The sequence below is a fragment of the Paenibacillus sp. SSG-1 genome (assembly GCF_002224835.1).
Taxonomy (GTDB): Bacteria; Bacillota; Bacilli; order Paenibacillales; family Paenibacillaceae; genus Paenibacillus_AQ; species Paenibacillus_AQ favisporus.
Genome location: NZ_MBRK01000001.1, coordinates 753,955 through 767,941, shown reverse-complemented (window position 1 = coordinate 767,941; position 13,987 = coordinate 753,955). Strand labels below are relative to the sequence as shown.

At 53.3% G+C, this 13,987-nt stretch carries 15 protein-coding genes; 5 read left to right on the top strand and 10 right to left on the bottom strand.

Translation table 11 applies throughout. The annotated features are described in order from the left end of the window. Positions 1 to 48 precede the first annotated feature (48 nt). From BCV73_RS03755 to BCV73_RS03745, 3 genes are all read right to left on the bottom strand, one after another. Positions 49 to 1,500 carry a L,D-transpeptidase gene (locus tag BCV73_RS03755; RefSeq protein ID WP_256992726.1) on the bottom strand — a complete coding sequence of 484 codons (1,452 nt, stop codon included), beginning with the start codon at positions 1,498 to 1,500 and terminating at the stop codon, positions 49 to 51. Between the two features lie 127 nt (positions 1,501 to 1,627). Beyond that, positions 1,628 to 1,870 carry a ferredoxin gene (locus tag BCV73_RS03750; RefSeq protein WP_089546064.1) on the bottom strand — a complete coding sequence of 81 codons (243 nt, stop codon included), beginning with the start codon at positions 1,868 to 1,870 and terminating at the stop codon, positions 1,628 to 1,630. Positions 1,871 to 2,038: 168 nt separating this feature from the next. Continuing rightward, complete coding sequence (locus BCV73_RS03745; RefSeq protein WP_256992725.1) at positions 2,039 to 3,361, bottom strand: DNA polymerase IV; 1,323 nt, start codon at positions 3,359 to 3,361, stop codon at positions 2,039 to 2,041. A gap of 155 nt (positions 3,362 to 3,516) precedes the next feature. On the opposite strand from BCV73_RS03745, the gene cimA reads away from it, so the two are divergent. Continuing rightward, a complete protein-coding gene (gene cimA / locus BCV73_RS03740) occupies positions 3,517 to 5,136 on the top strand; it encodes a citramalate synthase (RefSeq protein WP_076170226.1) in 1,620 nt (539 codons plus the stop codon). Between the two features lie 129 nt (positions 5,137 to 5,265). On the opposite strand, the gene BCV73_RS03735 is transcribed toward cimA, so the two are convergent. Then, complete coding sequence (locus BCV73_RS03735; protein WP_076170227.1) at positions 5,266 to 5,817, bottom strand: TlpA family protein disulfide reductase; 552 nt, start codon at positions 5,815 to 5,817, stop codon at positions 5,266 to 5,268. Positions 5,818 to 6,056: 239 nt separating this feature from the next. Here BCV73_RS03735 and BCV73_RS03730 point away from each other — a divergent pair, with 239 nt between their 5' ends. Beyond that, a complete protein-coding gene (locus BCV73_RS03730; RefSeq protein ID WP_179231871.1) occupies positions 6,057 to 6,512 on the top strand; it encodes a Mov34/MPN/PAD-1 family protein in 456 nt (151 codons plus the stop codon). On the opposite strand, the gene BCV73_RS03725 is transcribed toward BCV73_RS03730, so the two are convergent. Genes BCV73_RS03725 through BCV73_RS03715 form a run of 3 tightly spaced genes read right to left on the bottom strand, consistent with a single transcriptional unit; the run spans position 6,498 to position 9,810 of the window. Further along, a complete protein-coding gene (locus BCV73_RS03725) occupies positions 6,498 to 7,238 on the bottom strand; it encodes an exonuclease domain-containing protein (RefSeq protein WP_089546058.1) in 741 nt (246 codons plus the stop codon). The genes BCV73_RS03730 and BCV73_RS03725 overlap by 15 nt on opposite strands. Then, a complete protein-coding gene (locus BCV73_RS03720) occupies positions 7,235 to 8,314 on the bottom strand; it encodes a DUF294 nucleotidyltransferase-like domain-containing protein (protein WP_076170230.1) in 1,080 nt (359 codons plus the stop codon). The genes BCV73_RS03725 and BCV73_RS03720 overlap by 4 nt, the downstream gene beginning before the upstream one ends. A 50-nt stretch (positions 8,315 to 8,364) precedes the next feature. Further along, positions 8,365 to 9,810, bottom strand: coding sequence for an ammonium transporter (locus BCV73_RS03715; protein ID WP_076170231.1), 1,446 nt, complete (start codon positions 9,808 to 9,810; stop codon positions 8,365 to 8,367). 264 nt (positions 9,811 to 10,074) lie between these two features. Between BCV73_RS03715 and BCV73_RS03710 the strand changes: the two genes are divergently transcribed. After that, on the top strand, positions 10,075 to 10,509 hold the full coding sequence (locus tag BCV73_RS03710) for a MerR family transcriptional regulator (RefSeq protein ID WP_076170232.1): 435 nt from the start codon (positions 10,075 to 10,077) through the stop codon (positions 10,507 to 10,509). 31 nt (positions 10,510 to 10,540) lie between these two features. Continuing rightward, positions 10,541 to 11,227: a zinc metallopeptidase gene (locus BCV73_RS03705; protein ID WP_076170233.1), complete on the top strand. Its 687-nt coding sequence runs from the start codon at positions 10,541 to 10,543 to the stop codon at positions 11,225 to 11,227. A gap of 53 nt (positions 11,228 to 11,280) precedes the next feature. On the opposite strand, the gene gltC is transcribed toward BCV73_RS03705, so the two are convergent. Further along, positions 11,281 to 12,198, bottom strand: a complete 918-nt coding sequence (gene gltC / locus BCV73_RS03700; RefSeq protein WP_076170234.1) for a glutamate biosynthesis transcriptional regulator GltC — start codon at positions 12,196 to 12,198, stop codon at positions 11,281 to 11,283. Positions 12,199 to 12,246: 48 nt separating this feature from the next. Continuing rightward, positions 12,247 to 12,864 (bottom strand): rhomboid family intramembrane serine protease, encoded by a 618-nt coding sequence (locus BCV73_RS03695; protein ID WP_076170235.1) that lies wholly within the window; start codon positions 12,862 to 12,864, stop codon positions 12,247 to 12,249. A gap of 121 nt (positions 12,865 to 12,985) precedes the next feature. Here BCV73_RS03695 and tpx point away from each other — a divergent pair, with 121 nt between their 5' ends. After that, positions 12,986 to 13,504 (top strand): thiol peroxidase, encoded by a 519-nt coding sequence (gene tpx, locus BCV73_RS03690; protein ID WP_076170236.1) that lies wholly within the window; start codon positions 12,986 to 12,988, stop codon positions 13,502 to 13,504. A 71-nt stretch (positions 13,505 to 13,575) separates the two neighbouring features. Here tpx and BCV73_RS03685 read toward each other — a convergent pair whose 3' ends face one another. Continuing rightward, complete coding sequence (locus BCV73_RS03685) at positions 13,576 to 13,968, bottom strand: DUF1499 domain-containing protein (RefSeq protein WP_076170237.1); 393 nt, start codon at positions 13,966 to 13,968, stop codon at positions 13,576 to 13,578. Positions 13,969 to 13,987 lie beyond the last annotated feature (19 nt).

Here is a 13,987-nt window from a genome sequence, read left to right as displayed (position 1 = left end):
ATCTAACGCATTTTCGTTTGGGACAAGCCTTTCTGCCAGGGCTGCGGTTCACAGCCAGTGATACGTCTGATGGGGGTTCGTCTGATCCTGCTTCGGCTTCGTAAGGAATCTTTCCTTCGGCACGAGCGGCAGATCAGGCAGAACCCCCTTGCTGATGAGTACAGGGGTGCCTAACGGTACGAGATCAAAAAGCTCCTCAATGTCCGCCCTGCTCATGCGGATGCAGCCTTTGGATTCGTCCTTACCCACGCTGTCCGGTTCGTCCGTGCCGTGAATCGCGTAATTCGTGTCCGACAGCTGCATGCCCCTGCTCCCAAATTCGCCGTCATCCCGGCCGTTCGGATTCATCACCTTGATCGAAATTTTGTATTTTCCCTCCGGCGTACGCTCTCCCCCCAGTCCAACCTGATAACTGCGAATGAGCTTATCCCCGCTGACTACGGCCAGACGGTGCGCCGCTTTATCGACGATAATTTCGAGCCGCTCCTGCAAAAAGGGCTCCTGCCCCCATGTCGAAGCAAACGAAGACGACGGCGTATTGGCACCGGATGCCGTTTCACCGCTCCCGCCTTCTTGTCCCTTAGAGGAACTTCCGCCGGATTGCATCCATTCGGCCATCGGGGCAAACGCCTCCTGCATGCGCGACGTCCGCCCCGAAACCCAATTTTCCGGAAACGGCCGCGTCAGATCGTTCACGGACTTCGGCAGGGCTCCGTTCTTGTCCCGGTAGGCAGCCATGGCGCTGTACAGCAAAGCCAGCTCCTCCTGCTCCAGGGTCCATTTCGCGGCAGCGGACTGCAATGCTTCCTGATCCTCCGGTTTGCATGCGCAATCTTTGGCGTTATAGGACTGATAGGTCATCTTTCCTTTCCCGCCGGAAAGCATCGTATAAGAGACTGGCAGATCGCGCGACCACAGCAGCCATTTTCCCTGCCGTTTCATGGTCAGGACCGCCAAGCGGTTCCTGGATTTCTGCGCGATTAACATTTCACCCGCTAGCAGGTGCGCCTTGCTGTCCCCATCGTCCTCGCCCAGTGCGGTAAACACCGTACCGGATGCAGGCTGTCCGGCTTCAGCTGCAGCCCCCTCGCCCTTACCCGTATCCTTTTTCTCCGGCATATCACCTGCTGCTGCAGCCGCCTGCACTTCTTCCCCGGGGTTCGCCGATTCTTCGGCAAGGCTCTGCCGCTGCGGCGACTCCACCGAAGGAATCAGCACAAGAAAGAGAATCATCAAGGCAACCGCCGCCCGGCGGATCCGCCGCCGCTTCCGCTCCGCATCCTCGGCCTGCTTCAGCAGCTTCTGTTCGTATTCCAGCCAAATATCCGAAGGCACCCGGCTCGTTTCAAAGGCTTCATAAATTCCGCCCGACTGGTTAAAGCAGTAGTTGGCTTTCCCCTGCTGCCCGCTTTTTTCATATTCCTTCCCCAGCAAATACCATCCCATTTTATTGTCCGGATGCATCTGAACGTATTTTTTGAGATAGAGCGAATTCTTCAACGGTAACCTCCATGCGCAAATGTTCTTTCTATTTATATCGGCACGCGGAAAACAAAAAAACATCCCCCTCGAGGCCTATTCAGCCGGGGGATGCTTTCAGACATAGGCGTAAGCATGCAGCGTTGCTTCAGCCTTCTTTATGAAAAGGGCAGTCCGCGATCTTAATGGAATCGGTCGGGCAGCCGTCAACGGCATCCTGCAGGTCATCGTACATCTCTTCAGGAATTTCGGTGTTGCCTGTGTTGTCGTCGCCGCCGTACACGACTCCCGCCAGCCCCTCATCGTCGTAATCGTAAATATCCGGAGCGGTTGCGCCGCAGGCGCCGCACGCGATGCAGGTATCTTTCTCAACCCAAGTATATTTGGCCATGGCTCTCCTCTACCTTTCTATTTATCTATATAAATGATCTATCCAAAAAAAAAACGAAATGTTCTCCACTATAGCAGCAAAACCATATTTCTATGGTAACGCAAATTTCACCGTCTCTTCAATGACAAAAATCACATATTTTTGTTTCGTGACTTTCGCCCTAGCCCCCTACGGAAGATCCTCGTCGCGCTTATCGGCAAAATCCATCTGCAGCGACGTTCCCCGCACCCGATGGTTGCGCAGCAGCGCCGACGGATCGTCGCCGAGCATCCCCGCGGTAACGACGGCGTTCTCCCCGAACTTGTTCCGCAGCTCGTCCATGATCTTCGTCAGGTTTTCCTTCTTCGGCTGCTTCTCATAGCTGAACAGATCAAGCTGGATCGCCGATTCCTCCTTCGGCACCAAATGCTGAAGCGTCACGCCGAGCAGCCTGACCGGCTTGTCCCAGCTCCAATGCTCCGCATACAGCTTGCGTGCCGCCTCGTAGATGTCCTCGGCATTTTCGGTCGGGGCAGGCAGCACGCGGGCACGCGTGATCGTCTTCATGTCTGGCGTCCGGATCGTGATCTGCACCCCGCCTGCAACCAGTTCCTTCCTTCTTAAGCGCCGGGCTACCTGATCGCTTAAATTGAGCAGCACCCGGTTGACATCTTCCTTGGCGCTGATGTCGTGAGGCAGCGTCGTGGTATGCCCGACCGATTTGCTCTGCTCCCGATCCTCCACCACCGGAGAATGGTCAATGCCGTTCGCCGCCTGCTTCATCCAGGCTCCCACGACCCCGAACACGCGGATCAGCGCTTCTTCGTCCGTACGCGCCAGCTGGCCGATCGTATGGATGCCGATTTTGCGCAGCTTCTCCGCCGTTTTGCCGCCGATCCCGAACAGCTCGCCGCAGGGCTTGCTCCACAGCACGTTCGGCACATCGCGGATGCGAAGGACCGAGATGCCGTTCGGCTTTTTCATATCGGAGCCCATCTTGGCCAGCAGCTTGTTCGGGGCGATCCCGATAGAGCACGGCAGCCCGAGCTCCTCATAGATCCGCCGCTGGATTTCCTCAGCGATGTGCTGGGGCGTCCCGAACTGCTTCGATCCGGTAATATCGAGATAGCATTCGTCAATCGAAGTCGCCTGCATCAGCGGCGTATAGGAATAGGCGATTTTCATAAACGCCTTGGAGTATTTGCGGTATAAATCAAAATCAGGCTTGATGACGATCAGCTCCGGGCATAGCTTCAGCGCCCGGGTGACCAGCATGCCTGTTGAAATGCCCCGTTTCCGCGCAGCATAGGAACAAGTAACGATAATTCCCTTACGCAGCTCCATGCTCCCTGCAACCGCGGTGGGCATGCCCCGGTATTTCTCCGGCTCCTCCGCCTCATGGACGGAGCAATAAAACGCGTTCATATCGACATGCAGAATGACCCTTCCATTCTGCGGATAATAGGCATCAACGCTTGGCTTGTCCATCTTTCTCACCCTTACCAAATTCATAAATCCAGCATACCCCTCGCCAGAAACGAGGTCAAGAACCCTGGGAACCTACTTGCACGAGGAATTCTTTGTTACATTCCCGCGTAAAAATGATATAATAATGAATTATACAAATGACGTAGTGATCATTCCAAGACTTCCAAAGGAGGACTCCCATGTCTAAGTCCATTTCCATCTTCGATACGACCCTGCGGGACGGCACCCAAGGCGAAGGTGTCAGCTTGTCCGCCGACGATAAACTGAAGATTGCCAAGAAGCTCGATGAGCTTGGCGTACAATATATTGAAGGTGGCATTCCGGGAAGCAACAGCAAGGACATCGAGTTTTTTAAAAGGGTTCAGCAGCTGGGCCTGAGCGCCAAAATCACCGCTTTCGGCAGCACGCGCCGTAAAGACAGCAAAGCTGAGCAGGACGGAAACTTAAAGCGCATTCTAGAATCCGGTGTACAGGCCGCCACGCTCGTCGGCAAATCCTGGGACTTCCATGTCCATACAGCGCTGCAGACCACGCTGGATGAGAACCTGGCCATGATTTACGACTCGATCGCCTTTTTGAAGCAGCAGGGGCTTGAAGTCATTTTTGACGCCGAGCACTTCTTCGACGGCTATAAGAACAATGCGGATTATGCCGTGTCCGTGCTGAAGAAAGCCAAGGAAGCTGGCGCCGATTGGCTGGTGATGTGCGACACGAACGGCGGAACCCTCCCGCACGAAATCCACGGGATCGTCACCAGCCTGACATCGCTTATTCCTCAGGCCCAATTCGGCATCCATACGCATAATGACTGCGAGCTCGCCGTGGCCAACACGCTCAGCGCGGTGGAAGCCGGCGCCCGCCAGGTTCAGGGAACGATCAACGGCTACGGCGAACGCTGCGGCAACGCGAATCTCTGCTCTATTATTCCGAACCTGGAGCTCAAGCTCGGTTACGAGTGCATCGGGGAAGATCGCCTGAAGCAGCTGACCAACACCGCACGCTTCGTCAGCGAAATCGCCAACGTCAACATGCCGGTGAACCAGCCGTATGTCGGTAACGCGGCATTCGCCCACAAAGGCGGAATCCACGTCTCCGCCATTCTTCGCGACTCGCGCACGTACGAGCATATCGTGCCCGAGCTCGTCGGCAACAAGCAGCGCGTGCTGGTGTCGGAGCTGGCCGGCCAGAGCAATATCGTGTCCAAGGCGCAGGATATGGGCCTGGACTTCGACTCCACGAGCGAGCATTCGCGCAAAGTGATCGAGAAGATCAAGGATCTCGAGCACCAGGGCTATCAGTTCGAGGCGGCCGACGCGTCCCTGGAGCTGCTCCTGCGCGAAGCCGGCGGCGAAATGAAGGAGCTGTTCACCTTTGAATCCTTCAAAATGCTTGTAGAGAAAACCGCCGGCAGAGCCGTCGTTTCCGAGGCGTTCGTCAAGCTGAACGTCGCCGGCAACAACGTCTATACTGCGGCCGAGGGCAACGGTCCGGTCAATGCGCTTGACAATGCGCTGCGGAAGGCGCTTGTGCAGTACTTCCCGGCGATCAAAGAAATGCACCTGTCCGACTATAAGGTCCGCGTGCTCGATGAGAAGGATGCGACCGCGGCCAAGGTTCGCGTACTGATCGAATCCCGCAACATCAACCAGTCCTGGAACACCGTCGGCGTGTCCGAGAACGTCATCGAGGCGAGCTGGGAGGCGCTGGTCGACAGTATGCGCTACGCCCTGCTGGGACAGATCCTTCAGACATCGGAACCTGAAGCGGCTTCACCGTCGCAAGGGCTGGTCAATCACTAAACCATTCATATCAGCTTAACTGAAGCAGACCGTCCGGGAGCTATCCTGGACGGTCTTTTATGTTCTACAACAAATTCACAAAAAAAAGAAGACCTCCGTTCACGCAGAGGGTCTTCCATTCAACCTAAACTAGGACTCGATCAGATGCTTGATCTTCTTCTCCAGATCCTTGGACGGCAGAATGCCCAGGATCACATCCTGCACGACGCCGTTCTTGTCGATCAGCACGTTCGTCGGGAACACGGCTCCTTTGTACTGGTCGTAAATGGTTCCTTTCAGGTCCAGCATGACCGGAAAGTTCACGTCGTATTTCTCGACGAAGCTTTTGGCGTTTTTCTTGTTGTCGTATTTGGTGACATTGATGCCGTAAATATTCAGGTCATCCTTGTATTTCTCCGCCAAGGCATGCAGCTCGGGCGCTTCCTGCTGGCACGGATCGCACCAGGAAGCCCAAAAATTCACCAGAATAGCCTTGTCCTGCGCCCCGCCGACACGGTATTCCTTCCCGTCGAGCCCCGTGGCCGTGAAGGCCGGTGCCAGATATCCCGCTTGCGGCTTCGTTTCGGTCGGCATCGGCTTCTCCTGCTGAAAGGCAGCCTGGATTTTGTCGCCTGCACTTTGGTAAACTACAACACCCGCCAGCACCAAAAAGGCGAGCAGAATATACAAATTACGTTTCATTGATGTCGTCCCTTTTTTTCATAAAGTGGTATCCCTTATATTTTACCCTCTTTTCACGGGAACTTACAAATGAACTGCAAAATTTTTCCCAACGACCTATTTGGCTTGGCCCACAGTGCAATCTCCCGAACACGTCCCTTGCGATTGTACGGGCATCCCGCTACACTTGACATGATATGAATGCACAAAAAAAGAGCCCCTGCCAAATGCAGAGGCCAAAGTGAGAGGGGAGAATACGGTTGACAGAGCTTCACATACACGATGAAGAAATATGGCTGGATGCTGCTTGCGCCCACGGATTGGCGGAGCAGCTATTTCTTCATCGGCCTTATGAAGCCTGCGGTGTACTGCGGGGTAATGCTGCAGCGGGCGGCATGCGAATCGAGACGTTGATCCCGATCCGCAACGTAGCGCCTGACCCGCTGCACCGCTTCGCCCTGGATCCTCAGGAGTGGGTCCAGCAGTGTCTGAACCCTTCCGGACTGCTCGGAATCTTTCATACGCATCCACACACCGTTCCCGCTCCGTCCGAGGAGGATTTGCGTCAGCTCCCGCTTTTCGGAGATTTGCTTCGTATCTACTTGATCAGCTCCCCCGACCAATCGGGATCTTCCATCCTGACTCAGGCTTACTTCATTGAACGATCAGCGGCAGGCGAGTTTCATCTCCGCCCGGCCCGGTTACGCATGGCTTAAATAGGCGTACAGGTCGCCCAGCGTCTCTACCTGTCTCCTGCGCGATATGTCCCACAGGTACATAACCCACAGCTTTGCGGTCATCTTGGCATCCTCCAAAGCGTGATGCCTTCCCTCGATCGGAATATTTTTCGCCATCAGCAGGTCGTCCAGCGCAAAGCTCGCGCGCTGCGGCTCCAGCCAGCGGGCAATCATCATCGTGTCGATCACCCGGTGGCTGAGGTTCACCTTCGAGGTTTTCCACAGTGCCGCATTCAAAAAGGATTTGTCATGGGCGCTCGCATGGGCGACCAGCACCCTTCCCCCAACAAAATTCATGAAACCGTGCAGACCGTCCATCAGCGGCGGCGCTTCGTTGATCATCGCCTGCGTAATCCCCGTCAATCCGGTTATGTGGGACGGCACCGGGCGCTTGCATTGAACGAGGCTGTAGAACGACTCATCCTCTTTGATTTCGCCGCCTTTGACCCGAAGCGCCCCGATCGACAAAATTTCATCGCCCTGCTGAACGTTAAATCCCGTCGTCTCCAGATCAAACACGACGGTTTCCAGCTCGCTGAGCGGAGTATGCAAAACCTCCGGCCGCCGTTGTTCTCTCATCAGCGAGCGGATAAACGCCATCTGCTGTGCGGAGGATCCTCCCATCACTGAAGCAATCGCAGAGGGCATGCCTCCCTGCCGAAGCAGGCTCCAGAACCCGCTGTTCCCCCGCTCCGGCGTCTTCATGGTCTTCTCCTCTCCGCGAAACGGAGCTGACGCTGCAGCGCCCGGTGTGTCCGCCTGACGACGGTCAGGCTTTCGCGAAGCTCATACATCAGCGGCCTTTTCTTGAGCTCCTTCTGCGGAATGTATCCGCTGCTCATGAAGATGCCCCTTTCTTCGCGGTGGGGGGCGGTCGACCTCAGCATCAAGGCGGTAAGAAAGGCGCGCTGCACGTTCTCCAGCAGCATGTTGCCCCCGTCCAGCACCATCAGCCTCTCCAGCCGTTTCAGCGTGGACGATTCCTTGACTCCCTGTTGGAGCGCCATATATCGGACGCTGTTGACGATCGGGATGTACACCCCGTATTTCACGTCAAAATCTCCGGCATGTTCTCCAAACCGTTCGGTAACGACCTGGCCGAGCAGATTTAGCGTTGCTTTATGTCTGACCGTATTCCGCAGAATCGCGATCGCCAGTTCCGGCGTCTCATCGAGACATTTTCCGAAAAAAACCTTCCACGACTCAGAAAGTGTGCGATCACCAGAAATATAGCGCATATCTGTAGCGATAATCAGGTAGCGAACCGGTTCCCAGCTGAAGTCATTGCGCCAGCGGGAGAGCTGCGTTTTCCAACCCTCCAGCGTTTTGCGCCACAGCGGCTCGGAGCACATGACTTTCCCCTTGCATTTTTCATAGCCCAAATATTCAAACAGGTCCGACAGCCGTTGACCGAAGATTTGAAAGTAAGCTTCCTTATATGCATCCGGCTCGTCGCTGATAATAAGGCCGTTATCCTGATCGCTCCACAGCGTCGACTCCCTACGGCCCGCACTGCCGAATACGACGAAGGCGTAGGAGACGGGAGGCAGGCCGTAACCGGCCTCCTCCAGTTCCCGCTCGCAGATGTCGACGGCTCTGGCCGCGATCAAATCATGCATTTCATTGACGAGTGCAGACCAGGCCCCGATCGGCATGTCAGCGAACATTTCCTGAAGCTGTTCCTGGCAGTCCAGCCGCCGACTCCGAAGCTCTTCACGCGAGTTCGCATAAGCGATCGTACCGAGGTCCAGATCACATGATTCCGACTTCAGCGGTTCCATACGGTTCACCCCCTCCATGGTGAATTATATTCATTCATATTTCTTAAGACTTAGGTAAAGGACTCGTTGGTTCCCGCAGATGGCTTAGGAGCCGATGCGGAAGACGCCGATGGTCTGATCTCGGAATCAACGAGCAGTCTCATTTGCTCCGGATAGCCGTAAGTGCCGTGTTCGCTGATGTCCAGACCCATCATTTCTTCTTCTTCGGTAACGCGAATTCCCATCGTTGCTTTCATAATAGCGATGACGATGAAGGAGATCACGAGAACGAATACGAACGCCCCGAGGACACCCAGCACTTGAACGCCCAGCTGCGAGAATCCACCGCCATAGAACAGTCCGGGTTTTCCGACGCCAGTAATCTCAACAAGCTTCGGCGTTGCAAACAACCCTGTGGAAACGGCACCCCAAATCCCGGCAATACCGTGTACGGAAAAAGCGTAAATCGGATCGTCAAGGCCCGCTCTCTCAAACCATTGAGCCGTGAAGAAGGTAATGATACCAGCAACCGCACCGATCACGATTGCTGCCCACGCATCCACGAATGCACAAGAACCGGTGATAGCAACGAGAGCGGCCAAAACACCGTTCAGCATGCTAGGGATATCGGCTTTGCCGAATATTGCCCAGGAAATCAGCAGGGCGGCAACAGCACCGGCAGCTACAGCCAGGTTGGTGGTCAAGGCCACATATCCGAAAAATCCGTCCATCAGCGGTGTCAGCGCACTGCCAGGGTTAAAACCGAACCAGCCGATCCACAGAATAAACACGCCAAGTACCGATAATACCTGATTGTGACCCGGAATGCTGTTAGGCTTGCCGTCCTTGTTGTATTTGCCAAGGCGCGGCTTCAGCATGTAAGTGATGACCAGGGCTGCGGTCGCACCTGTCAGATGCACGACGGTCGATCCGGCGTAGTCCTGCATACCCAATTGGCCCAACCAGCCTCCGCCCCATACCCAGTGGGCAACAACCGGATAAATCACGATCATAAAAATGGTTCCAAATACGATATATACGCTTAATTTAGCACGTTCCGCCATGCCGCCGCAGGCGATGGCCAGCGATACGGCCGCAAAGGACAGCTGGAACAAAAACTTAACCGTCAACGACGCATCCGATGCGGATAAGGAATCAAAGGACGCTGCCATAGAATCGCCGGTCAGGAAAAATCCCGTCGTTCCGAATAAACTGTTCCCATTGCCGAACCCAAGGCCAAAACCGACTGCCCAGAAAACGACGATGGCAATTCCGAGTGTCAGTACAGTCTTCCCTGCGATATGACCCGCGTTCTTCATCCGTACCGTACCAGCTTCCAAAAGCGCGAAACCCGCTTGCATAAAAAACACGAGCATAGCAGCCATAAATACGAAGAAGGTGTTCAACCCAGCCTGTAGTTGAACGTTGGTCGCCCCGTCATCGGCTGCAAAAACCGTTACGGGAAACGTCAACAATGTAAGCATTAATAACATGATTCCTAACCATTTTCTTTTCATGTACCCCATTCCCCCAATGTCAATATTTCTAACACAAAGTGAAATTCTTAATGACATTATAAGCCGATAGTCCTGAAATTGACAAGATATTTTTTGAAAATACTGAAAAAATGTTTCTGATGTAATATTAACTTACAATGTCAGCTTTACAGGAAAAGCATGACGTTTGACTGTACGGTTCGGATTCATGTATCATAATTTAAGTAATATAATATGGAAACGAGCATTCGTTTAATTTCCTGCGAGGTGATATAGGATGGGGATATGATACTGTATCGGATCGGTGAATTAGCTAAGGCTGGTGGTGTCAGCGAGCGTACAATTGATTATTACACCAAGCTGGGATTGATTTTTCCAGAGAAGCGCACGCTTAAGAATTACCGTTTGTACAGCCATGAAACCTTGGTCCGGCTTAAACGTATTAATGAATTGAAACAAGAGAAATATAGTTTGGATGAGATTAAAGAGATGCTTGAGAAGTGGGATTCGGTTCCGGAAGAGAAGCAGGTGTCCGACAAGCTGTCTCACCTCGAGCTTCATATGCAGCAGCTGCAGCGCGAAGTGAAGGAACTCGAACCGCTGATTAAGCAAATGAAGCCAAGCCATGCGCGGCTGGTGCTGCTGAATCTCCTCCCGCAAGGTGCGGCGTGCATCGAGGCCATCCGCCTCTTCCTTGAACAGCACGGCCCAACCCTCTAGTTTCCCGCAAAATAAAGCAGGAGGTATGGAAATGTATTTCGACGGAATGTATATACTTATCATTATTGCATTTCTGTTTTCGCTCTGGGCACAGTTTCGAGTTCAGGGTACCTTCAAGAAGTGGTCCACGGTTCAGGCGAACAGCGGCATGACCGGATATGACGCGGCCCGGCACATGCTGGATACCCACGGGCTGCATGACGTGCCGATCGAACCGGTACGCGGAGCCCTCTCCGACCACTACGACCCGATTAACCGCGTCGTCCGCCTGTCGGAACCGGTGTATTACGAGAGCTCCATCTCGGCGATTTCCGTTGCTTGTCACGAGATCGGCCACGCCATTCAGCATAAGGAGCACTATCCGATGCTGGTACTGCGCCACCGGATTTTCCCGATCGTCAACTTTGCATCTGGACTTGCTCCGATCCTTCTGATTGCCGGTTTCCTTTTCCAATGGCTTGGACTGATCGGACTCGGCATTATCTTCTTCTCCGTTGCGGTTGCTTTCCAGCTGATCACGCTGCCGGTCGAATTTAACGCAAGTAACCGGGCCCGCGAGATTATGGTTTCGGAAGGATACATCACGAACGAAGAAGAACGGGGCGTGGCCAAGGTGCTGAACTCCGCAGCCCTGACCTATGTTGCAGCGGCGCTGGTTTCCCTGCTCGAACTGCTCCGGTACATTTTGATCTTTACGAACAGCAACAACCGTGACTAATACAAACAAGTATGTAAATATCCGGCTTCAAATATAAAAATACCCCGTGTCGTTTAACCGACCGGGGTATTTTTATTGTTCTGGTGTAAGCCGAAATATTTAAGCAGAAAGGTGCGGAAAGACTGGGCCACCAGAGGAAGCTTATCGTCCGAACGATGAATCAGCCCGATCGTGCGGGTGACTTTCGGCTCCGAAATTTTAACGCGTGCCGGCTGCAGCGGATTGGTCTGGAACAAGGCCAGCTCCGGCAGGATGCTGACACCCATGCCAGCGGCCACCAGTCCGCGGATCGTGTCGGTCTCCTCACCTTCGAAGGCAATCTTCGGCGTAAAGCCCGCCTCGAGGCAAGCATGCCAGACAATCGGCCGCAAAGAATAGCCTTTGCTGAAGAGAACGAACTTCTCATCCTTCAGCTCGACGAGTTTGATGCTCTCCTTCTCGGCCAACGGGTGGTTCGGCGGCAGAATCGCATACAGCTCTTCGGTCAGGATCACTTCGCCTTCCACATGTTCATGCTTTTCCGGGAAAGGTGAAATGAAGGCCAAATCGACTTCCGCCGAGATCACATCACGGATCAAGGACGGGAACATCCCCTGCTTGAAACGGAATTTCACGTTCGGATACCGGCGTTTAAATTCGGCCACCACGGAAGGGATCAAATGAATCCCCAGGCTGTGCGGAAATCCGATACGAATTTCTCCCTGCTCCGGATCCAGAAATTCATGAACCTCCATGACCGCCTTATCCAAATCCTTCAGGATACCCTCCACCCGTTTGCAGAACAACTGCCCTACGGGGGTTAACTGCAGGTTTCTTCCTTTCTGCATGAATAAGTGGACTCCGAGTTCCTCCTCCAGCTGATGTATCTGCCGGCTCACCGCTGACTGGGCGACATGCAGCTCCTCTGCAGCCTGCGTGACATGCTCCTTCTGTGCTACCTTCAAAAAGTATTGCAACTGTCTTAATTCCACTACTTTCGCTCCATTCTGCTTATACGATACCTGTTCATCCGAGCTTGGCTAGCGGCGCCTTCTCAGCACCCTCGCCATCAGTCCATAAATAAAGAAACCGCCGATCAATCCGCCCATATGGGCCACCCAGTTGATGTTGGATTGTGAAACCCAGGTTACGACGACACCCACGATCAATATGCCGTACACGGTTTTCCGGGAGGCGTCGTCCATCCACTGCCGCTGAAGCAAAGCGATATACAGATAGGCGCCGTAAATGCCGTAAATCGCTCCTGAAGCGCCTATGGAGATCAGAATCTCTCCGGTACGGTTGTAATGAGCCACTGTCATCAAATTGCCCAGAATACCGCTTAACAAGTACAGCAGCCCGTATCGCCAAGAACCAAGCAGTCTCTCCAGAGGCGGGGCAAATACGAGCAGCGCGAAGCTGTTAAACAGCAAATGGGAAAAACCCGCATGCAAAAACATGGAGCTGACATATCTCCACCACTCATTATATTGATCGATGTTCGTCAGTGCTCCAAACCGGATCAGCGTTTCATTGTTGGTGGAGCCCCCGTTAAAGGCCATAATGAGAAACATCACCAGGTTGATGACAAAGAGCAGCGTCGTGATCGGGTAGTACTTCAAATAACTTTTCAGATTCTCATAACGTACAAATAACATGTTATCCTTCCTTCTATAACCGAGTAAACCGCCGACGAAATTGGACAATGCCTTTTTAAAAAGATTATAATGGACTTTGTCACGAATCACCAATTTTTGATAACCAGGAAGGAGATTTCATATGGCACAAGAACGTACCAATGCAGCTACATTCAAAGGCAATCCGATTACCCTCATTGGCCCGGAACTTCATGTGGGCGACGCCGCTCCGGATTTCAAGGTCAGCAAAAATTTGCTTGAAGAGGCTACTCTTAAGGATTATGCCGGTAAAATCAAATTAATTAGTGTCGTTCCTTCTCTTGATACGGGAGTATGTGACGCCCAAACGCGCCGTTTCAACGAAGAAGCCGCCGGCCTTGGCGACGACGTGATCGTGCTGACCATCAGCGCCGACCTTCCATTCGCCCAGGAACGCTGGTGTGCCGCTGCCGGAATCGACCGTGTCGTGACCCTTTCCGACCACAAGGAGATGTCGTTCGGCGACGCATACGGTGTTCATATCAAGGAATTCCGTCTGGACATGCGCTCCATTTTCGTCGTGGACAAAAACGACAAGATTACATATGTCGAGTACCTGAAGGAAATGGCCGAGCATCCGAACTACGAAAATGCCGTAGCAGCCGTTAAAGAACTGCTGTAATTCGGCTTAAACCGCCATGTTCCCATAAAAAGCGGGAGAAAGAGCTGATCTTTCTCCCGCTTTTTCCTTACTCATTGTGTTATTTTGTATTTAGCCAGTTTCTTATCCAATATGCCGAACAAGTTCAAAATAATCCGGTAATTATACCCCAGATCCCCCAGCGAGCCCCGGGAGGCGGAATACATATCAACAGCGGTGCGGACTGGACCAACCGATAGCACCGAAATGGTAATATCCACGGTACGGCCAAGCGAGGTTCTCTTCTCCAGCGTGATTTCCCCGACGGAAGACACCTCGTGCAGCACTTTGTAGCCAGGAATTTTTTTAAGTGTCGAGGAGATTTCCTCCCATGCCTTGTCTTTCGATAAATTGTAATAGCGCGTTTTCATTTTAGGATCCTTCGCGCGGTCGCTTGTTCCTTCTTGACTGCGAATGACCCCCACTAGAACTCTCTTTAGCGACAAGACCTTTCCTCCTTTATAG